At 71.8% G+C, this 19,511-nt stretch carries 17 protein-coding genes; 6 read left to right on the top strand and 11 right to left on the bottom strand.

Going from position 1 to position 19,511, the window contains the following annotated elements; genetic code table 11:
- Genes C1I93_RS08895 through C1I93_RS08885 form a run of 3 tightly spaced genes read left to right on the top strand, consistent with a single transcriptional unit; the run spans position 1 to position 3,752 of the window.
- Entirely contained in the window at positions 1 to 966 is a 966-nt protein-coding gene (locus C1I93_RS08895; RefSeq protein WP_111242755.1) for a carbohydrate ABC transporter permease, read from the top strand.
- A 55-nt stretch (positions 967 to 1,021) separates the two neighbouring features.
- On the top strand, positions 1,022 to 2,053 hold the full coding sequence (locus tag C1I93_RS08890; RefSeq protein WP_111242754.1) for a LacI family DNA-binding transcriptional regulator: 1,032 nt from the start codon (positions 1,022 to 1,024) through the stop codon (positions 2,051 to 2,053).
- Positions 2,054 to 2,096: 43 nt separating this feature from the next.
- A complete protein-coding gene (locus C1I93_RS08885; RefSeq protein WP_111242753.1) occupies positions 2,097 to 3,752 on the top strand; it encodes a glycoside hydrolase family 13 protein in 1,656 nt (551 codons plus the stop codon).
- A gap of 110 nt (positions 3,753 to 3,862) precedes the next feature.
- Here C1I93_RS08885 and C1I93_RS08880 read toward each other — a convergent pair whose 3' ends face one another.
- The 3 genes from C1I93_RS08880 to xylA form a co-directional block, all read right to left on the bottom strand.
- Positions 3,863 to 5,305 (bottom strand): MFS transporter, encoded by a 1,443-nt coding sequence (locus C1I93_RS08880; RefSeq protein WP_111242752.1) that lies wholly within the window; start codon positions 5,303 to 5,305, stop codon positions 3,863 to 3,865.
- A 139-nt stretch (positions 5,306 to 5,444) separates the two neighbouring features.
- The gene (xylB, locus tag C1I93_RS08875) at positions 5,445 to 6,935 is read right to left on the bottom strand and encodes a xylulokinase (RefSeq protein WP_111242751.1); all 1,491 of its coding nucleotides are present in this window, start codon (positions 6,933 to 6,935) and stop codon (positions 5,445 to 5,447) included.
- A gap of 10 nt (positions 6,936 to 6,945) precedes the next feature.
- The gene (xylA, locus tag C1I93_RS08870) at positions 6,946 to 8,133 is read right to left on the bottom strand and encodes a xylose isomerase (RefSeq protein WP_111242750.1); all 1,188 of its coding nucleotides are present in this window, start codon (positions 8,131 to 8,133) and stop codon (positions 6,946 to 6,948) included.
- 49 nt (positions 8,134 to 8,182) lie between these two features.
- Here xylA and C1I93_RS08865 point away from each other — a divergent pair, with 49 nt between their 5' ends.
- Positions 8,183 to 9,442 carry an ROK family transcriptional regulator gene (locus C1I93_RS08865; RefSeq protein ID WP_111242749.1) on the top strand — a complete coding sequence of 420 codons (1,260 nt, stop codon included), beginning with the start codon at positions 8,183 to 8,185 and terminating at the stop codon, positions 9,440 to 9,442.
- A 141-nt stretch (positions 9,443 to 9,583) separates the two neighbouring features.
- Positions 9,584 to 11,284 (top strand): PP2C family protein-serine/threonine phosphatase, encoded by a 1,701-nt coding sequence (locus C1I93_RS08860; RefSeq protein WP_223256179.1) that lies wholly within the window; start codon positions 9,584 to 9,586, stop codon positions 11,282 to 11,284.
- Positions 11,285 to 11,335: 51 nt separating this feature from the next.
- Here C1I93_RS08860 and C1I93_RS08855 read toward each other — a convergent pair whose 3' ends face one another.
- Complete coding sequence (locus C1I93_RS08855; RefSeq protein ID WP_111242747.1) at positions 11,336 to 11,887, bottom strand: MarR family winged helix-turn-helix transcriptional regulator; 552 nt, start codon at positions 11,885 to 11,887, stop codon at positions 11,336 to 11,338.
- Between the two features lie 98 nt (positions 11,888 to 11,985).
- On the opposite strand from C1I93_RS08855, the gene C1I93_RS08850 reads away from it, so the two are divergent.
- A complete protein-coding gene (locus C1I93_RS08850) occupies positions 11,986 to 13,113 on the top strand; it encodes a PP2C family protein-serine/threonine phosphatase (protein WP_111242746.1) in 1,128 nt (375 codons plus the stop codon).
- An 82-nt stretch (positions 13,114 to 13,195) separates the two neighbouring features.
- Here C1I93_RS08850 and C1I93_RS08845 read toward each other — a convergent pair whose 3' ends face one another.
- The 7 genes from C1I93_RS08845 to C1I93_RS08815 all read right to left on the bottom strand — a co-directional run.
- Positions 13,196 to 14,674, bottom strand: coding sequence for a sugar transferase (locus C1I93_RS08845; protein ID WP_111242745.1), 1,479 nt, complete (start codon positions 14,672 to 14,674; stop codon positions 13,196 to 13,198).
- 223 nt (positions 14,675 to 14,897) lie between these two features.
- Positions 14,898 to 16,661 carry a VWA domain-containing protein gene (locus C1I93_RS08840; protein WP_111242772.1) on the bottom strand — a complete coding sequence of 588 codons (1,764 nt, stop codon included), beginning with the start codon at positions 16,659 to 16,661 and terminating at the stop codon, positions 14,898 to 14,900.
- A gap of 145 nt (positions 16,662 to 16,806) precedes the next feature.
- The gene (locus tag C1I93_RS08835) at positions 16,807 to 17,841 is read right to left on the bottom strand and encodes a lactonase family protein (protein ID WP_181445073.1); all 1,035 of its coding nucleotides are present in this window, start codon (positions 17,839 to 17,841) and stop codon (positions 16,807 to 16,809) included.
- Between the two features lie 71 nt (positions 17,842 to 17,912).
- Positions 17,913 to 18,515: a GTP-binding protein gene (locus C1I93_RS08830; RefSeq protein WP_111242743.1), complete on the bottom strand. Its 603-nt coding sequence runs from the start codon at positions 18,513 to 18,515 to the stop codon at positions 17,913 to 17,915.
- Positions 18,496 to 18,885 (bottom strand): DUF742 domain-containing protein, encoded by a 390-nt coding sequence (locus tag C1I93_RS08825; protein ID WP_111242742.1) that lies wholly within the window; start codon positions 18,883 to 18,885, stop codon positions 18,496 to 18,498. The genes C1I93_RS08830 and C1I93_RS08825 overlap by 20 nt, the downstream gene beginning before the upstream one ends.
- Complete coding sequence (locus C1I93_RS08820) at positions 18,875 to 19,294, bottom strand: roadblock/LC7 domain-containing protein (protein ID WP_181445072.1); 420 nt, start codon at positions 19,292 to 19,294, stop codon at positions 18,875 to 18,877. The genes C1I93_RS08825 and C1I93_RS08820 overlap by 11 nt, the downstream gene beginning before the upstream one ends.
- Positions 19,294 to 19,511, bottom strand: a 218-nt coding sequence (locus tag C1I93_RS08815) for a hypothetical protein (protein ID WP_146603465.1), incomplete at its 5' end; no start/stop codon positions are given. The genes C1I93_RS08820 and C1I93_RS08815, both read right to left, overlap by 1 nt.

Below are 19,511 nucleotides of genomic sequence, written 5' to 3'. Positions count from 1 at the left end.
ATGACCACCACCACTCCCCCGGCCACCATCGGCACGCAGGACACCAACAAGCGGTCCACCCGGGCCGCGCGGGTACGCGGGCGGCTGAACAGTCGCATCGCCACAGTGGCCGCCATCGTGATCGCGGTCGTCTGGACCATCCCGACCTTCGGCCTGTTCGTCTCCTCGTTCCGACCCGAGGAGCAGATCAAGACCACCGGTTGGTGGAACTTCTTCAGCGACCCGCAGTTCACCCTGGAGAACTACCAGGACGTGCTGTTCGGGCAGAACGCCTCCTCCGGGCAGCTCGCCGGCTACTTCATCAACTCGTTCGTGATCACCGTGCCGTCGGTGCTGTTCCCGATCGCGTTCGCGTCCCTGGCCGCGTACGCGCTGGCCTGGATGAACTTCCGGGGCCGCGACTGGGTCTACATCGGCATCTTCGCGCTCCAGATCGTGCCGTTGCAGATGGCCCTGGTGCCGCTGCTGAGCTTCTTCTCGCGTGGAGTCAGCCTGGGCGGCGTCACCCTGATGCCCGCCTGGAACCTCGACGGCGCGCAGAACTTCGCCCAGGTGTGGTTCGCGCACACCTGTTTCGCTCTGCCGTTCGCCGTGTTCCTGCTGCACAACTTCATGTCGCAACTACCGAGGGACCTGATGGAGGCGGCGCGGGTCGACGGGGCCAGCCACCCCAAGATCTTCCGCACCATCGTGCTGCCCCTGGTCGCGCCGGCTCTGGCCGCGCTCGGCATCTTCCAGTTCCTCTGGGTCTGGAACGACCTGCTGGTCGCGCTCATCTTCGCCGGTGGCAGCGACGTCACCGCGCCACTCACCGTCCGCCTGGCCGAACTGGCCGGCACCCGGGGCAACGAGTGGCAACGGTTGACCGCCGGAGCGTTCGTCTCGATCGTCGTACCGCTGATCGTGTTCCTGTCGTTGCAGCGCTACTTCGTTCGCGGCCTGCTCGCCGGCAGCGTCAAGGGTTGATCCGTCGTGGTGCCGCCGCAGGCGGCGGCACCACGACGACATGAGCGGGGTTAGCGTGACCAGGATCGACGACGTCGCCCGGTTGGCCGGGGTCTCCACGGCCACCGTCTCCCGGGCGCTACGCGGGCTGCCGACCGTCTCGGCCGACACCCGACGCCGGGTGCTGGCCGCCGCCGAGCAGTTGCAGTACGCCGTGTCACCGAGCGCCTCCCGGCTGGCCGGGGGCCGCACCGGCAGCGTCGCCGTGGTGGTCCCCCGGATCACCAGGTGGTTCTTCGGGGTGGTGGTCGAGGCGGTGGAGGAATTCCTCAACGAGGCCGGCTACGACCTACTGCTGCACAACCTCGGTGGGCGGGAACGCAACCGGCAACGGGTGCTGGGCACCACCGCCCTGCACAAGCGGGTGGACGCGATCATGCTGGTCGCCACCCCGCTGCACGACGCCGAAGTCAGCGCCCTGGCCACCCTGGGCCTGCCCGGAATCACCATCAGTTCCGGCACCGCGGTGCCCAGCTGGCCCTGCGTACGCATCGACGACGTCGCCGCGGCGCGGACCGCGACCCGGCATCTGCTGGATCTCGGTCACCGGCGGATCGCGCACATCTCCGGCGACCCCGACGACGAACTCGCCTTCACCGCGCACCTGGACCGCCGCCGTGGCTATCAGGCCGAGCTGCGCGCAGCCGGGTTGCGCCCGGACCCGGGTCTCGACGTGGAATCCGGCTTCGACATCGACGGCGGCACCCGGGCCACCGAGGAGCTGCTGCGCCGCGGCGACCCGCCGACAGCCATCTTCGCCGCCTGCGACGAGATGGCGATGGGCGCGTTGACCGCGCTGCGCGACGCCGGCCTGCGGGTGCCGCAGGACGTCAGCGTGATCGGCATCGACAATCACGCGCTCTCCGGCGTGCTCGGACTCAGCACCATCGCCCAGCCCGCGGCGGAGCAGGGTCGGCTGGCCGCGAAGATGCTGCTGGACCCGCTCGCCGGAGGCAACGGCGGGACCGGCAGCCAGCACAGTGCACCGGTGATCCTGCCCACTCGGCTCGTCGTGCGGCATTCGACAGCACCTGTGCGGGCACACTGAACCCCAACCATCACGCCCGTCTGCTCGACTGTGGGAGTACACCCTGAACGACATCGCGACGCACCAGGACCAGCTCGCCGTTGCCGCCACCGGCTGGTGGACCGAGGCGGTGATCTACCAGATCTATCCGCGCTCGTTCGCCGACTCCGGCGGCGACGGCATCGGTGACCTGCCGGGCATCACCGCCCGCCTCGACCACCTGGCGGAGCTGGGGGTCGACGCGATCTGGCTCTCCCCCTTCTACCCGTCGCCGCAGGCCGACGCCGGCTACGACGTGGCCGACTACCGGGACGTCGAACCGCTCTTCGGCACGCTCGCCGACGCCGACGACCTGATCGCCCAGGCCCGGGCGCGCGGCCTGCGGGTCATCGTCGACCTGGTGCCCAACCACACCTCCAGCGCCCACAAGTGGTTCCAGGCGGCGCTGACCGCCGCGCCGGGCAGCCCCGAGCGGCAGCGGTACGTCTTCCGCGACGGCCGGGGACCGGACGGCAGCGAGCCGCCCAACGACTGGCAGAGCGTCTTCGGCGGACCGGCCTGGACCCGGCTCACCGACGGGCAGTGGTATCTGCACCTCTTCGACACCGCCCAGCCCGACCTCAACTGGGACAACCCTGAGGTACGGGCGGAATTCCTCGACGTGCTGCGGTTCTGGTTGGACCGGGGCGTCGACGGCTTCCGGGTCGACGTGGCACACGGCCTGATCAAGCAGGCCGACCTGGCCGACTGGCAGGAACCGCAGGAGATCCTCTCCGGGCAGGAGGCGGACAAGCCGCGCCCACCCATGTGGGACCAGGACGGCGTACACGAGATCTACCGGGAATGGCGGCGGCTGCTGGACGGCTACCCCGGCGAGCGGATCCTGGTGGCCGAGGCGTGGGTGGAGCCGGCCGAGCGACTGGCCCGGTACGTCCGCCCGGACGAGATGCACCAGGCGTTCAACTTCGAGTACCTGCTCGCCGCCTGGACCGCACCCGCCCAGTACGCGGTGATCACCCGGTCGCTGGAGGCCACCGACAAGGTCAGTGCCCCCACCACCTGGGTGCTGTCCAACCACGACGTGGTGCGGCACGCCAGCCGGCTCGGACTGCCGGTCGGCACCGCCCGCCCCAACGGCATCGGCGTCGGCGACGAGCAGCCGGACGCCGCCACCGGCCTGCGGCGCGCCCGCGCGGCCACCCTGCTGATGCTCGCCCTGCCCGGCTCGGCCTACCTCTACCAGGGTGAGGAACTCGGCCTACCGGAGCACACCCAACTGCCCGACGAGGCCCGCCAGGACCCCACCTGGGTACGCAGTGGACACACCCAGCGCGGCCGGGACGGCTGCCGGGTGCCGATCCCGTGGGAGGCCGACGCCCCCTCGTACGGCTTCGGGCCGACCGACGCGAGTTGGCTGCCGCAGCCCCCGGTCTGGGCCGAGTACGCGTTGGACCGCCAGCGCGGAGTGCCCGGCTCGACCTACGAGATGTACCGGACCGCGCTGCGCCTGCGCCGCGAGCACGGCCTGGGTCGGGGCACCCTGGAATGGCTCCCCTCCGGCGACGAGGTGCTGACCTTCCGCAACGGTGACCTGGTCGTGCTGACCAACTTCGGTGCCGCCAGCGTCGAGGTGCCCGCCGGGGAGCTGCTGCAGAGCAGCGCACCGCTGAACGAGGACGGCACGATCCCCACCGACGTCACCGTCTGGGTGCAGGTGTAAGGAGGGGCCCCCTGTTAACGCCTCAGGTATAGGAAGGGCCCCCTATTAACAAGCGCGCCGGGTTCGACGTGCCGGCGTGTTAATAGGGGGCCCCTGCTATACACCAGGCGTTAATAGGGGGCCCTTCCTTGCACGCGGTGGGCGCGGGAGGCGAGGAGGTGCTGGACGTCGGTGATGTCCTTGGGTGAGGTGCGGGCGGCGAGCCAGTACATGATGCCGGTGGGGATGAAGAAGAGCTGGAAGGCCGCCAGCCCGACGGCGTAGTTCAGCGGTGGCGGGAAGGCCACCCGCAGGGCATGGAAGGCCACCCCGACCAGGCCGTTGCCGGCCGCCCGGCCCACCCCGTTGACCAGGTTGCCGAGGCTGTAGACCGTGCCCCGGTGCTCCGGCGGGTTCGCGTCGGCGATCAACGCGAACCAGTTCGGCGAGTTCGCCGAGGTCAGGGCCAGCGCGACAAGCGCGGTGAGCAGGCTCAGCCCGACGGTCGGCTCGGTGACGACGCTGCCGAGCACGGCCCGTATCACCGCACCACCGCCGGCGCCGTCGGGCACGTCGATGCGGATCGGCACGAAGAAGAGCACCAGGTAGAACGGGAGCGCGGCGAGCACGCCGACCGCCGCGACCAGGGCCCGGCCCGAGGGCGTACGCCGTTGCAGCGCGTCGCCGATCAGTCCACCGACGATGGAGAGCACCCCGCCGAGCTGGAACAGGGTGGCGAAGACGCTGCCCACCACGATCGCGGTGGCCGACGAGTAGCCCTGGTCCCGGGCCCGTTCGGCGAAGAGCACCGGCAGCCAGACCAGCGAACCGAAGGCGGCCTGCGCGGTGAGGCCCTGCAGGATCAGCCAGCGGTTGGTCCGGCGGCGCAGGATGACCGGCAGGTCGCCACGGTTGATCCGGTAGTCGTACTCCGCGCCGCTGGCCAGCGCGCCGGCCAGTTGCGGTTCGCTCTGGCCGCGCCGGATGTCGTACGTGAACAGGTACGCCGCCGTGGCGGCCAGGCCGACGACGGTGAGCAGCAGGAACGGCCGACGCCAGTCGACCGCCCCGAGCAGGCCGCCGACCAGGGTGCCGGCCAGGGTGCCGGCGCCCTGGGAGAGCCCCCAGAAGCTCATCACCAGCCCGCGCCGCCGAGGTGAGATCAGGTCGGTGACCACGGAGAAACCGACCGAGCCCACCGCGCCGAGCCCGATCGCCGCCAGCAGTTGGGCGGCCAGGAAGGTCGGGTAGTTGCCGGCCAGCCCGCTGCCGCCGGTGCCGGCCGCCCAGAGCAACGTGCCGATCATGAGCAGGGGCTTGCGGTTGGTGCGGTCACCGAAGTACGCCCAACCGACCGCGGCCACCGCACTGACCAGGAAACTGACTGCGGTGACCAGCCCGAGCAGGCGCTGCGGCACAGCGAAGGACTCCGCTATCGCGCCGTACAGCGGCGGCACCAGGCCGATCGCCACGTTGTCCAGCGAGGCGAGCAACACGAACACCACGACGCTGTAGAGCCGGTGCGCCGCGCCGCCACCCCACGCCCGCGCGGACCTGCCCGTGGTCAAGCTCATGCGGGCAGCCAATCAGGGCCGCCCGCCGCGCCGGTCACCGGGGCTTGGGGTACGCCGGCCGAGGGGTGTGCGGGTTCGCCCGGCGGATCGAGTGGCACGCGGCGACGACGTGACCACTCGATCCGCCCGGCGAGCGTGGTCAGCCCTGGGGCAACCGGTTGAGGTGGAGTTCCCGGGCCTGGGCGTAGCGCTCCCGGATGGCGGGGACCGGTTCGGCGGCGTACTCCTCGGTGCCGGACGGGGTCCAGGACGGCGGCTCGGCCCCGCCGAGGGCGAGCCAGGCGGCCTGGCGGGCGGCGCCGTCGGCGACGTACTCGCCGGGCGGCGGAACGACCACCGGGCAGCCGAAGACCTGCGCCGCGATCCGGCGTACGGCGGCGGAGCGGGCCCCGCCGCCGACCAGGATCACCCGGCGTACCACCGCACCGTGGGCGGCCAGCGCGTCGAGCCCGTCGGCGAGGGCACAGAGCATGCCCTCCACCGCCGCCCGGGCGAGGTGCGCCGGAGTCGAGGTACGCAGGGTCAGCCCGTGCACCGCCCCGGTGGCGTCCGGCCGGTTCGGGGTGCGCTCCCCCTCCAGGTACGGCACCAGGACCAGCCCGTCCGCCCCGGCGGGTGCGGAGAGCGCGAGGTCGGCCAGCTTGTCCAGCCCGACGCCCAGCATCGCGGCGGCGGCGTCGAGCACCCGGGCCGCGTTGAGCGTGCAGACCAGCGGCAGGAACCGGCCGGTCACGTCGGCGAAGCCGGCGACGATGCCGCTCGGGTCGGCCGCCGGTGTGTCCGCGACGCTGAACACGGTGCCGGAGGTGCCGATGGAGACCACCACGTCGCCGGGACGCGCGCCGACTCCGAAACCGGCAGCGGCGTTGTCACCGGCACCGGGACCGAGCAGCGCCGCGCCGGCACCGCCCGGTACCCCGCCGACACCCGCAGCAGCCGCCGTACCGGACAGCGCCGCTGCGCCGGGGCCGGACAGCGCCGCCGGATCGAGATGGCCGGCGACGTCGGTCGCGCCCAGCACCGTCGGCACCCGCACCGCTCGGCCGAAGGCCCGCTCCAGCAGGTCGAGGCGGTACTCGCCGGTGGCCGGTGACCAGTAGCCGGTGCCACTGGCGTCGCTGCGGTCGGTACGCAGCGCGTCCAGTCCGGGCGCACCGGCCAGCCGCCAGGTGAGCCAGTCGTGGGGCAGGCAGACGGCGGCCACCCGGTCGGCGTTCGCCGGTTCGTTCCGGGCCAGCCAGCGCAGCTTGGTCACGGTGAAGCTGGCCACCGGCACGCTGCCCACCGCGTCGGCCCAGAACTGTGCACCGCCGGCCTCCTCCACCAGCTCGGCGGCGGCACCGGCGGATCGAGTGTCGTTCCAGAGCAGGGCCGGGCGGACCACCTGTCCCGCCTCGTCCAGACAGACCATGCCGTGCTGCTGGCCGGCGACGGAGACCGCGGCGACGTCGGCCAGCCCGCCGGCGGCGCCGATCGCCGTCTGGAGGGCGGACCACCAGGCGGCCGGGTCGACCTCGGTGCCGTCCGGGTGCGGCGCCCGGCCCTGTCGCACCAGGGCTCCGGTCTCCGCGTCCCGGACGACCACCTTGCAGGACTGGGTGGAGGAGTCCACCCCGGCGACGAGCGGCATGCCGACCGCCTCAGCGGGCGCCGAGCAGGTGCTCGACGGCGAGCTGGTTGAGCCGGACGAAACCGAAACCCTTGGCACCGGCGGCGTCGACGTCGTACTCCTCGAAGGCGGCGGTGTCGGCGAGCAGTTCGGCGTAGCCCTCGCCGTCGCCGAGGGTCGGTGCGCCCAGTTCGCCGACCTTGCTCGCGGCCAGCGCCTCGGCCACCTCCGGGTCGGCCCGGAACGCCGCGGCGCGCTCCTTGAGCAGCAGGTAGGTGCGCATGTTCGCGGCCGCCGAGACCCACACGCCGTCGATGTCCTCGGTGCGGGACGGCTTGTAGTCGAAGTGCCGGGGCCCCTCGTACGCCGGGCCGCCACCGGGTGCGCCGTGCTCCAGCAGGTCCACCAGGGCGAAGGCGTTCATCAGGTCACCGTGGCCGAAGACCAGATCCTGGTCGTACTTGACGCCACGCTGGCCGTTGAGGTCGATGTGGAACAGTTTGCCCTGCCAGAGCGCCTGGGCGATGCCGTGGGCGAAGTTCAGCCCGGCCATCTGCTCGTGGCCGACCTCGGGGTTGACGCCGACCCGCTCGGGGTGGGCGAGGGTGGAGATGAACGCCAGGGCGTGGCCGACGGTGGGCAGCAGGATGTCGCCGCGCGGCTCGTTGGGCTTGGGCTCCAGCGCGAAGCGCAGGTCGTAGCCACGGTCGATGACGTACTGGCAGAGCAGGTCCACCGCCTCGCGGTACCGCTCCAGCGCGGCCTGCACGTCCTTGGCCAGGTCGTACTCGCTGCCTTCCCGGCCGCCCCACATGACGAAGGTCTTGGCGCCCAACTCGGCGGCGAGGTCGATGTTGCGCAGCACCTTGCGCAGCGCGTACCGCCGCACGTCGCGGTCGTTGCTGGTGAAGCCGCCGTCCTTGAAGACCGGCTGCTGGAAGAGGTCGGTGGTGACCATCGGCACCACCAGGCCGGTCTCGTCGAGGGCCTTGCGGAACCGGGCGATCTGGGCGTCGCGGGCGGCGGCGTCGGCGCCGAACGGAATCAGGTCGTCGTCGTGGAAGGTGACGCCGTACGCGCCCAGCTCAGCGAGCCGGTGCACCGACTCCACCGGGTCCAGTGCCGGGCGGCTGGCGTGACCGAACGGGTCTCGGCCCTGCCAGCCGACCGTCCAGAGCCCGAAGGAGAACTTGTCGGCGGGGGTGGGACGGGGTGACATTGCAGACCTCCGGTGGTGTCGTCCGCTATTTGTTCAGTGGTTGAATTAAATGGCCACGATGTGGCAGTGTCAAGGGGTGACCGCACCCGCAACCCCGGCCGGTGCGATGCGCCAGGGCAGCCTGCGTGAGCTGAACCTCGCCCTCGTGCTCGGCCGGATCGCCACCGCGCCACGCCCGCCGTCGCGGGCCGCGCTGGCCGCCGAGACCGGCCTGACCCGGGCCACGGTCTCGGCCGTGGTGGAGGATCTCGTCGCGGGCCGGCTGGTCACCGAGGCCGAGCCGACCCCCCGCGCCGGTGCGGGCCGGCCGGCCCGGGGCCTGGTGCTCGCCGGTGACGGTCCGGCCGGACTCGGCATGGAGATCAACGTCGACTACCTGGCCGCCTGCGTCGTGGACCTGGCCGGTGAGGTACGACATCACGTGGTGCACCGCGCCGACCTGCGGCCGGTCAGCGCGGCCGACGCGCTCGGCCGGCTGGCCCGGCTCGCCGCGGGTGCCCGCGCCGCCGCCGAGGCCGAGGGGCTCACCCTGGCCGGTGCCGCGCTCGGTGTGCCCGGCCTGGTCGACGCCGCCGGTCAGGTCCGACTCGCGCCGAACCTGGGCTGGCGGGACGTGCCGGTGCCGGAACTGCTGGCCGGCCACCCACCGCTGACCGAGGTGGTCGACGGCGTCCCCGCGCTGGTGGTGGAGAACGAGGCCAACCTGGCCGCGCTCGCCGAACTGCACGCCGGAGCCGGGCCCGGCAATTTCCTGCACATCTCCGGCGAGGTGGGCATCGGCGCCGGAATCGTGCTCGACGGCACGCTCTACCGGGGCAGTCGCGGCTGGAGCGGCGAGATCGGCCACATCCCGGTCCGGCCGGACGGCCCGCCCTGCCGCTGCGGTGGCCGGGGCTGCCTGGAACGCTACGCCGGGCAGGAGGCGATCCTCTCGGCAGCCGGGCTGGCCGGTGCCGACCTTCCGGCGGACACCGCACCGACCCGGCTGGCCGAACTCGCCGAGGCCGGACAGGCCGCCGTGCTGGCCGCCCTGCACGAAGCCGGCACGGCACTCGGTATCACCGTGGCCAGCGTGGTCAACCTCCTCGACCTCGACACCGTGGTGCTGGGTGGTGGCTACGCCCCGCTCATCCCGTGGCTACGACCGCCGATGCTCGCCGAGATCGACCGCCGGGTGCTGACGGCGGCCTGGTCGCCGGTCACCGTCCGGCCGGCCACCCTCGGTGCCACCGCCGCCGCGGTGGGCGCGGCCGGATCTGTGGTACGCCGGATCATCGCCCGTCCCGCAGGCTGGCTGGCCCGGCTCTGACCCCCTCGCGCGATGCCGGCTCGGCTGGGCGGGCATGCAGCGCCTCGGTACTCTTGCCCCGAGGCAATCATCAGTCGACCCCGAGGAGTGCACCACCGGCATGCACACAGGTCGACAGCACAGGGCGCACGGCAACCGCCGGTGACCATCATCGGTAAGGGCGCGGTCGCCGGTACCGCCGGCAGCGGGCAAACCGGCCCTGCCCGGTCGCCCCGTGCCACGCCACCCGGCTCCACGGCGTCCGATTCCACGCCCCTCGACACCAGCCTGGCGCGGGAACTTCTCGACGGGCTCGCCGACGCGGTACTCACCACCGACGAGGCCGGACTGGTCGTGCTGCGCAACACACCGGCCACGGAACTGCTCCCCGAACTCACCACCGGCACCGACCTGGCGCGATGCCCGGTGCCGGCCCTGGCGGCGGCGGTCGCCGCCGGTTCCGGCCGCTTCGAGGGCGAGCACCACCACCGCCGGCTGCGCGGCGTACGCCGGGCGCTCTCCGGTGGCGGTTGCGTCTGGTACGTACGCGACGTCACCGACGAAAACGGCCGCGCCGAGGCGCTGCTGGCCGAGCGCCGGCGTACCGCCTTCCTGGCGCGTGCCGGCCATCGGCTCGGGCTGGCGCTGCACCGGGCCGAGGCGCTCCACGCCGCCGTGACGCTGCCCGTGCCGCACCTCGCCGATCTGGCCCTGATCGTGCACCTGCCGGCGGTCCCCGGTGACCATCGGCCGCACTGGGTGCGCCACACCGACGAGCAGCCGACGCCGGTGGAGGGGGTCACCGAATGGGCGCTCATCACCGCCGTACCCGGGCTCGCCGAGGCACTCGACGGCGAGGTCACACCCCCGGGGCCGGGACCGGCCGCACCGGTCGACGGTGCGGCCGTCGTCCTGGCGGGCTTCGACCCGACCGCGACGCTGCTGGTCAGCCCGATGTCCGGTGCCGGGCGCGTGGCCGGCGCCCTGGTGCTGCTGCGGCGCGCCCCGCGCGCCGGCTTCGACTCGCGTGACGTCGAGTTGGCGCGGGAGTTCGCCGCCCGGGCCGGTGCCGCACTGGCCCTCGCCGAACTCTATGACGAGCAGGCCCAGCTGACCCGGGTACTCCAGAGCAGCCTGCTACCGCCACGGTTGCCCCGCCTCACCGGGATGGCGGTGGCCGGTGGGTACCGCGCGGCCGGTGACGGCCTGCGCATCGGCGGTGACTTCTACGACGTTCTCTCGACCCCCGGCGGCGCGCTCTTCGCCGTCGGCGACGTCGCCGGCAAGGGGGTGGGTGCCGCAGTGCTCACCGGCCGGGTCCGCCAGTTGTTGCAGACCCTGCGGCTGGTCGAGCAGCGCCCGCGGGAGTTGCTGGGGTTGCTCGACCGGGCGCTGCTGGACATGCCGGACGCCACCCGGCGGAGCCAGTTCACCACCATGCTGCTGGGCACGGCGCATCCCGAGCCGGACGGTGGGCTACGGGTCCAGATCGCCGGCGGCGGGCATCCGGCTCCTCTCGTGCTTCGTGGCGACGGCACGGTGGCACCGGTACGGGTGGGCGGAATGCCTGTCGGTGCGCTCCCCGCCGCCCGGTTCGCCGAGGCGGGCCTGCGGTTGTCCGGCAACGACGTGCTCTTCGCCCGCAGCGACGGTGTCACCGAGGCCCGGGGTGGACCGCACGGCACCGAGATGTTCGGTGAGCGACGCCTGCGTCAGGTGCTCGCCGCGCATGCCGGGCTGCCGCCGGCGGCACTTGTCGACCGGGTGCTCCGGCAGATGGACGAGTGGTGTGCCGGACATCGACACGACGACATCGCCATGCTGGCCCTCGCCGCTGAGGTGCAAGGAGGGGCCCCCTGTTAACGCCTCGTGTATAGCAGGGGTCCCCTGTTAACAACGATCACCGGCGAGCTGTCAGGCGGTCCGGAAGACGGTGGGCTCCCCCGCCGACCAACCACGTAGCGGCTGTTCGCCCTCGGTGCGGGTCTCCGGCACCTGCGGCCGGACCGGCTCCTCCACAGGCTCCGGCACCAGCGGCGACAACGGCCGGACGATCCGTACCCGAGCCGCCTCGTCGAACTCCCGCAGCCCGCGCAGCAGCGCCTGCCGCCCCTCGGGCGTCATGTCGGCCAGGATCTCCGCGAGGTGCCGCCGACGGTCCTCGCGCAACTCGGCCAGCAGCCGGCGCGCCTCGGGGGTCAGGTGCAGCGAGATCTCCCGCCGGTCGGACCGGCCAGGCTCCCGCTCCAGCATGCCGGCGGCGACCAACCGGTCACACAACCGGCTGGCCGAGGAGAGCAGCATGTCCAACCCGGCGGCCAACCGGCGCAGGTTGATGCCGTCCTCCCGCTCGACGAGCATGATGGCACGAAGCTGGGCGGTGGAGACCCGGTTCGCGGTCCGCTCCCGGGCACCGTCCCACACGGTCAGCAAGGCGGCTGCCGCGATGTCCAGCTCGGCAGCCATACTCTCTTCGGGTCCTGGTGGACCATGCAGTTCCGCCATGTTGGGCCTGAGCGTACTCCGATTCCGTCGGTAAATGGGCTTGTGATCAAGGAGACACCATGAGCGAGCCGGTCCACCGGGCCCGCGCCGCCATCACTGACGCTCCGGTGGACCTCCTGGTCCAGCGGGTCGCCACGCTGCTGAAGCAGGAACATGCCATCACCGAGACCGAACTCCTCCAGGTCGACTACCGGCTGGCGGCATTGATCCCGCTCAGCGCCGGGGAGGAGGTACGGGAAGCCGGGCATCCGGCATGGCGGTGTTTCGACCATCAGGTGCCGCTGTACGCCGACGGCACCGGCTATCTCCCGGTGAGCATGCGCGGGGAGCGTCGCGGCGTGCTCCGGCTGGCCCCGGTCACCGATGCCGAACAATTGACCGGGCTGTGGGAAATCGCCACTGCGCTGGCGCACGAGATCGCCGCCGTCGACGCCGGCACCGACGTGTACCGGGTGGCCCGGCGCACCCAACGCCTCACCCTCGCCGCCGAGGTGCAGTGGGAGCTGCTGCCCGGGCGCAGCCGGAACCGGCCCTCCTTCAGCCTGGCGGGGCAGTTGGAGCCGGCGTACGCGGTGCGCGGCGACAGCTTCGACTGGTCCGACGACGGCGAGTCAGTCTGGACCGCCACGATCAACGGCATGGGCGAGGGGGTCGCGGCGTCGATGCTGACCACCCTCGCCACCTGCGCGCTGCGCAACGCCCGCCGGGCCGGGGTGTCGCTGGCCGACCAGGCCGCCCTGGCGGATCAGGCGATCTACAGCATGTACCGCGGCGAGCAGCACGTCTCCACGCTGCTGCTCCAGATCGATCTGCGCAGCGGGCTGCTCAGCATCGTCGATGCCGGCTCACCCCGGCTGATCCTGCTCCGCAACGGCGAGGTCAGCGTGCAGGCGCTGGAGGCGCAGTTCCCGCTCGGGATGTTCGAGGGGACGCACTACCAGGAGCAGCAGATCCAACTTCAGCCCGCCGATCGGCTTTTCATGATCAGCGACGGGGTGATCGAGGCGGCCGGGCAGAACATGCGATACGGCGCGACCGCGTTGGACCGGATGCTGCGCCGTACCAAACCGATGAGACCGCTGGACGCGGTGCGCTCCATCCTCGGCGACCTGCGGGCCTTTGTGGCCGGTGACCTGACCGACGACGCCGTGGTGGTCTGCCTGGACTGGTTCGGACCGCAACCGTGACCAGGCTCCGCGGGCATGACCAGGCCCGCGGGTATGGCCAGGCCCGCAGGCATGACCAGGCCCGCAGCAGGGGCCAGCGTGATCAGTACGCGCCGCGCCCGTTGACCACCGCGCCGATGGTCTTCCAGAGGATGCTCAGGTCGGCAGCCAGCGACCAGTTCTCCACGTAGTAGAGGTCCAGCCGGATGCCGTCCTCCCAGCTCAGGTCGGAGCGCCCGCTGACCTGCCAGAGCCCGGTCATCCCGGGTTTGACCAACAGCCGGCGGGCCACGTCGCCGTCGTAGCGGGCGACCTCGGAGGGTAGTGGCGGTCGGGGACCGACCAGGCTCATCTGGCCCCGCACCACGTTGAGCAACTGTGGAAGCTCATCCAGCGACCACTTGCGTAGCAGCCGGCCGACCCGGGTCACACGCGGATCGTCCCGCATCTTGAACATCAGGCCGTCGGTCTCGTTGCGGGCGGTCAACTCCGCCAGCAGGGCGTCCGCGTTGACCACCATGGTGCGGAACTTGAAGACCCCGAACTCCCGGCCGCCCTGCCCGACCCGGATCTGCCGGAACAGCACCGGGCCACGACTGTCCAGCTTCACGGCCAGCGCGATGACCATCAGCAGCGGTGCCAGCAGGGCCAGCGCCACCAGCGACACCGAGCGGTCGACGAAGATTTTGACGAGCTGGCGTAACCCACGGAACTCCGGCGCTTCCACGTGGATCAGTGGCAGGCCGGCGACCGGGCGGGTGTGGATGCGCGGTCCCGCGACGTCGGTGAGCGCGGGCGCGAGCACCAGGTCGATGCCGGTGCCCTCCAGTTGCCAACCGAGGCGGCGCAGCCGGGTGGCGGTGAGTTCGCCGGAGGCGGTCACGGCCACGGTGTCCGCGCCGATCGCGTCGGCCGCCTCGGGGATGCCCCGGAACGAACCGACCACCGGTACGTCGCCGAGCCGCTGGGCCACCGGCGCCAGCAGGGGTTCGGGAATGCACGCCCCCACCACCTGGTAGCCCGCGTACGGTTCCCGCCGCAGGGTGTGCACCAGGTCGAGCACGTGCGTGGTGTCACCGACCACCAGTACCCGTCGTGACCAGCCCGTGCCTCGGGACCGGGCGCGGTGCAACCGCTTGCGGGCGGTGAACCGGGCCACCTCGAGGCCGATCATGCCGACGGCGAAGGAGATCGCCAGGAAGCCCCGGGAGACACCGACGTCGGCGACGTAGCCGGCGATGGCGACGGCGCCGGCCAGCCGGAGGCTGGCCATGCTGACCCGGCGGTACTCGTCCGCGCCGTAACCCACCACCCGGTCGTCGTAACACCGCAGGGCCTTGAGGCTGAGCAGCCAGGCCAGGACCAGGGCCGGTGCGAACAGGACGTACGGCACGCCGCGTGGCGTGGAGTCACCGAACCGGGCGGCGTAGCCGACCAGCACCGCGACGGTCAACACGGCGGTGTCCAGCACGACCAGGCTGCGGACGTAACTTCGTTGGTCGCCGCGGACGGAGACGCCGGACGGGGCGTCCTTCGGTAGTGAAGGTGATCTGACTGGGGTCAACAGCGTCGTCGAGGTCACCAGGCCTCCCACTTCGCTCGCCGACAGCAAGGATCCGGCCCTCCCAGCGGGCCCGGATTCACCGGTGCACGACGACATCCTGCCCTGACAACTATGGCTACCGATTGCGTCCGACTTATTGCCGTCACTTTCCGGGGCCACGGAGAGCCGAAAAAGGGCCGATGGTACCGGTTTCACCGGCACCACCGGCCCCTTGCCAGAGCGGTGGTGGAGGGGCCCAGCGTCAGGCCGGCGCCTTCCGCAGCGCGATGGCGCGGAGGAAGATGTCTCCGATCTTGGTGGGGTCCGCGGCGACGAAGGCGTAGCCGCCGGCGCCCTCTTCGGCGATGGTGTCCAGCTCCGACTTGCTGACCTCGTCGCCGATGCCGATGATGATCACCTGGATCGGCTGCTCCGGGTCCCGCAGCTTCTTCAGCTCGGCGAGCAGCTGCCGCTGCGAGATGCCGTCTTCGTCCTCGTTCTTGCCGTCGGTGAAGAGCACGATCGAGTTGACCTTGCCCGGCTCCCAGTTCTGTTGCACGTCCTTGTACGCGGCCAGCAGCGTGTCGTACAGGCCGGTGTTGCCGCTGGAGGATTCGATGCCGTCCAGCGCCCGCTCCAGGGTGCCGCGCTGGCGCGACAGCGGACCGGTGGGCGCCACCTCCCGGTAGTCGCGGGCACCGTCGAGGTTGGTGGAGAACGCCCAGAGGCCGACCGACCAGGAGTCGTCGAAGAGGTTCAGGCCGCGCCGGGCCGCCTCCACGGTGACCTGCTGCCGGGTGGCGCCGTTGGCGGTCGGTACGGGCTTGCGCATCGATCCGGAAACGTCCATGACGCAGAGCATCCGGCCGGAGAGGGTGGCGATGGACCAGCTGGAGACGGCGCGTTCCACGGCGTCCGGCGCCAGCCCACCGGCGGCGACCCCACCCTCGGCAGGCGGCCTGGCGGAGGCGTCGCCGCCGGCCGGGCTCGGTGCGCCCTGCGGCGGATTGAAGCCGTCACCCCAGTTGCCGTCCGGTGCGCGCAGTGACCGCGCGGCCAGCCGGTTCTTGAACGACGTCGTGGTGAGCGCCTCGAACAGCACCCGCGCCGCCGAGGCCTTGGCCGGTTCGATGCCGGGCAGCACCGCGTACGGGTAGTCAAGCGGCAACGGCGCCGGCTTCAGGTAGAGCGCCGCCAACGGCACCGGGGGCTTCCTGGCGTTGTATTCGATCACGTCCTCCTCGGACAGCGCGGCGGCACCGAGGGCGCTGGCCAACGTGGTGCTGTCCGTGGAGGTCGGAAACTTGGCGAGCAGATCCTGCCGCAGCGCCGAGGCGCCCGAGGCAAGGGCCCGCAGTGCTCCGATGCGATCCTGCTCGGCGGTCTCACCACCGGCGGAGGCGGCGGTCATCAGCGAGAGCAGACCGGACAGCCCGGCCGCGTCCCGGGTCGGCTCGACGATGCCGGTCTTCAGCGGCCGGTCGCTGTTGACCCGGGTCAGCAGGTCGGTCCAGCCGAGTTCCTGCTGCGGCCAGCCCAGTCGGGTCGCGATCGGCTCCGGCATGGCGACGACCACCGGGCTGCTCGCGATGGACGCACCGTTGCCGGGCTCGAAGGCGGCGGCACCACCGGTCTTGAGCCGCAGCAACCAGCTCGACGAGTCCGGGATCCAGACGTCCGGGCTCACCGCGGTGCCGCTGGCCTGGCCCACCCCGGCCAGGGTCGCACCGTGCTTGGCCGACACCACCGCGGCGACCTCGACCGGGTCGGAGGCCGCAACAGTCACGTCGATGCAGGTCCCGTCGACGGCAGCGCCCTTCTCCTCCCACTCCGAGGCGGCCTCGTCGACCGCCGGCGCGAGTTCACTCGCCACCGCCACCGACAGCTCGATCTTGCCCGAGCAGTCGGGGCCGGCGAGTTGGCGGTAGCCCACCCATCCCCCGGCCGTGACGACGAGGACGCCGACCGCGGCTGCGGCGGCGGCACCGTGAATACCTGAACGCATGCGATGGCGGCCTGCTGACACGCAGACCATCTTGCGTACCTGGTCGAGTGACTGCCATGGCCGTTCGGTCGAAAGTTACAGAGGAGAAACAGTTCACACCGATTCAGTAACGCTGAGTAAGGAATCAGCGCCGTAAAGTGGATATATCAATGTCCAATACGTCTGATCAGGGCAGAAGGCAGGTAGGGCTCGCAATCTCCAGCGGCTCGCCCACCGCCACCGGCACGCCTGTCTCATCGAGGCGGAAGGTACGGACCATGTCCGCCCGCTCGTCGGCGACGTAGAGGTGCTCACCGACCAACACGAAATGCCGGGGCCACTCACCGCCGGTTGACACCTCGTCGACGAGTTCCGGCAGTTCCGACCCGAGTGCGAAGACGGCGATCGTGCCCACCCCTCGGTTGGCCACGTAGAGGAAACGGCCGTCCGCGCCGACCGCGAGCTCCGAGGGTTGGACGTGCCCGGCCCGGCCGCTGGCGTCGACACGACCCCGTTGGTGCAGCGCGCCGTCGTCGGTCACCTCGTACGCCAGGACCGACCCGTCCAGTTCCCCGGTGACATAGCAGCGCCGCCCGTCCGGGTGCCGGACCAGGTGCCGTGGCCCGGTGCCGGGCGCCGTCCGCACCCGGGGCTCCCGGGGCACCAGCCGCCCGGCGGCGACGTCCAGGTCGTACCGGTAGATCGAGTCGGTGCCCAGGTCGACCGCGAAGAGCGGCTGGGGTCCGGTGCCCGGAGCGACCATGTGCGCGTGGGCCTGTTCCTGACGCTCGGGATCGGCCCCGTGCCCCTGGTGTCGCACCAGGTCGGTACGCGCACCGGGCACCCCGTCGGGGTCGAGCGGGAAGACCGCCACGCTGCCGCCACCGTAGTTGGCCACGAAGAGGTGCCCACCGTCGGCGGCGACCGCCAGGTGGCACGGGTCCGCGCCGCCGGTCGGCAGCGAACCGAGCGCCGACAGGGCGCCGTCACCGTCCACCCGCCACGCACTGATCTCACCTGCGGGTAGCTCGTTCACCGCGTACAGAACGGGCTGGCTCGGGTGGCGGACGAGGAAGGACGGCGACGCCGTCTGGGCGACCGTGCCCAGCGGGGTCAGCTCGCCGGTGGCCGGGTCACGCCGGACCGCGACGATGCCGGTGGCGCGGCCCCCGCTGGACGCGGTGTACCCGCCGATGTGCATGACCTCGCCTGGACCTGCCACTGTCCCACCTTCCGCCGGTTTCCTCGGTCGATCCCATCAGATCCTTGCCCACGGCGGGCGGTGGTTAGACCTCAGGCCGCCGGAACCGGCTCGCCCCGCTGCCGGGCCACGTGCTCCACCAGAGAGATCAGCACCGCCTTGCCGGACTGCCGGTCCCGGGCGTCGCAGAGCACCATCGGCACGTCCGGGTCGAGATCCAGAGCCCGACGCACCGCCCCCAGGCTGAACCGCCGGGAACCGTCGAAGCAGTTGACTCCGACCACGAACGGGATGCCCCGCTGCTCGAAGTAGTCGATCGAGGGAAAACAGTCGGCGAGCCGGCGGGTGTCGGCCAGCACCACCGCGCCGAGGGCGCCGAAGGCCAACTCGTCCCAGAGGAACCAGAACCGGTCCTGGCCCGGCGTGCCGAAGAGGTAGAGCTGGAGATCCTCGTTGATGGTGATCCGCCCGAAGTCCATCGCCACAGTGGTGGTCGACTTGGTCTCCACGCCGGAGAGATCGTCGGTGTCGATGCCGGCACCGGTCAGGATCTCCTCGGTCTGCAACGGTTGGACCTCACTCAACGCGCTCACCAGCGTCGTCTTGCCGGCACCGAAGCCGCCCGCGATGAGAATCTTCAGCGCGATCGGAACCCGGTGGCCCCGCCGCTCGACGTCATAACGCACGGAGTCCATCGACCACCGCCTTGAGGATATCGTTATCGGGTAGGTACGTGGCACGCGGCGGCTGGTGCACGGACACCAGTCCCCGGGACAGCAGATCACCGAGTAACACCCGGACCACACCGATGGCGAGATCCAGGCCGGCGGCGAGTTCCACAAGCGGTGTCCCCCGGCCGGCCAGTTCCACCAGCAGCCGGTGTTCCGGGTGCAGCTCCGGAAAGGCGGCGAGGTTCGGATCGGGCCGCGCCAGCACGTACGCCACCAGGTCGAAGCCGTCCGCGTCCGGCCGGACCCGACCCCCGGTCAGGGTGTACGGCCGCACCACCGGCCCGGCGTCGTCGTCGAGCCACTCGTGTTGGTGCCCGGGTAAGTCAGTCCTCATCAGCGGCACCCACCGACGCGCGGGTCGGCGCTTGCAGGTTCTCGCCCACCCGGGTCACCAGCATCGCCATCTCGTACGCCACCAGGCCGATGTCCGCGTCGGTGTCGCTGGCGACCGCCAGGCACGCACCCTGTCCCGCCGCCGTGACGAAGAGGTACGCCGACTCCATCTCCACCACCGTCTGGCGCACCGGCCCACCGTCAAGATGCCGGCTGGCGCCCCGGGCCAGGCTGGAGAGGCCGGAGGCCAGGGCGCACAGGTGCTCGGCATCGGCCCGGTCCAGCTCGGCGGAGGAGCCGAGCAGCAGGCCGTCCGCCGAGAGCACCACCGCCCGCCGCGCGGCTGGCACCCGCTCCACCAGGTCGTCGAGCAACCAGTCGAGATCGGCACTCTGCCTCGTCGATCGCATCAGGCGTCCCCCTCAATCGTGGTCGGGAATTGCGCGGTCGGGGTGCCCGTCCGCTCGTTGGTCGGGTCCTGGTCCGGGACGCCCTTGTCCACCCCGACCGTGCTCACCTCCCGGGCCGCAGCGGCGGCCTGTTCCCGGCCGCGCGCGGTGCCGGCCTGAAGGGCCGACATGACCCGGCGCGCCTCCTCCGGGGTGGGGCCGGCCGACGGGGTCGGGG

Origin of the sequence: Micromonospora endophytica, from assembly GCF_003236305.1 — a bacterium.
GTDB classification, from domain to species: domain Bacteria; phylum Actinomycetota; class Actinomycetes; order Mycobacteriales; family Micromonosporaceae; genus Micromonospora; species Micromonospora endophytica.
Note: the sequence above shows the minus strand (reverse complement) of the source record. Positions and strands in the feature narration are given on the sequence as shown.

Excerpts from the sequence above, each read along its gene's own strand:
- C1I93_RS08850 (WP_111242746.1), top strand. The coding sequence starts at position 11,986 with ATGAGCGAGCCGGTCCACCGGGCCCGCGCCGCCATCACTGACGCTCCG.
- C1I93_RS08855 (WP_111242747.1), bottom strand. The coding sequence starts at position 11,887 with ATGGCTGCCGAGCTGGACATCGCGGCAGCCGCCTTGCTGACCGTGTGG.
- xylA (WP_111242750.1), bottom strand. The coding sequence starts at position 8,133 with ATGTCACCCCGTCCCACCCCCGCCGACAAGTTCTCCTTCGGGCTCTGG.
- C1I93_RS08895 (WP_111242755.1), top strand. The coding sequence starts at position 1 with ATGACCACCACCACTCCCCCGGCCACCATCGGCACGCAGGACACCAAC.
- C1I93_RS08880 (WP_111242752.1), bottom strand. The coding sequence starts at position 5,305 with ATGAGCTTGACCACGGGCAGGTCCGCGCGGGCGTGGGGTGGCGGCGCG.
- C1I93_RS08820 (WP_181445072.1), bottom strand. The coding sequence starts at position 19,294 with ATGCGATCGACGAGGCAGAGTGCCGATCTCGACTGGTTGCTCGACGAC.
- C1I93_RS08825 (WP_111242742.1), bottom strand. The coding sequence starts at position 18,885 with ATGAGGACTGACTTACCCGGGCACCAACACGAGTGGCTCGACGACGAC.
- C1I93_RS08830 (WP_111242743.1), bottom strand. The coding sequence starts at position 18,515 with ATGGACTCCGTGCGTTATGACGTCGAGCGGCGGGGCCACCGGGTTCCG.
- C1I93_RS08865 (WP_111242749.1), top strand. The coding sequence starts at position 8,183 with ATGGCCACGATGTGGCAGTGTCAAGGGGTGACCGCACCCGCAACCCCG.
- xylB (WP_111242751.1), bottom strand. The coding sequence starts at position 6,935 with ATGCCGCTCGTCGCCGGGGTGGACTCCTCCACCCAGTCCTGCAAGGTG.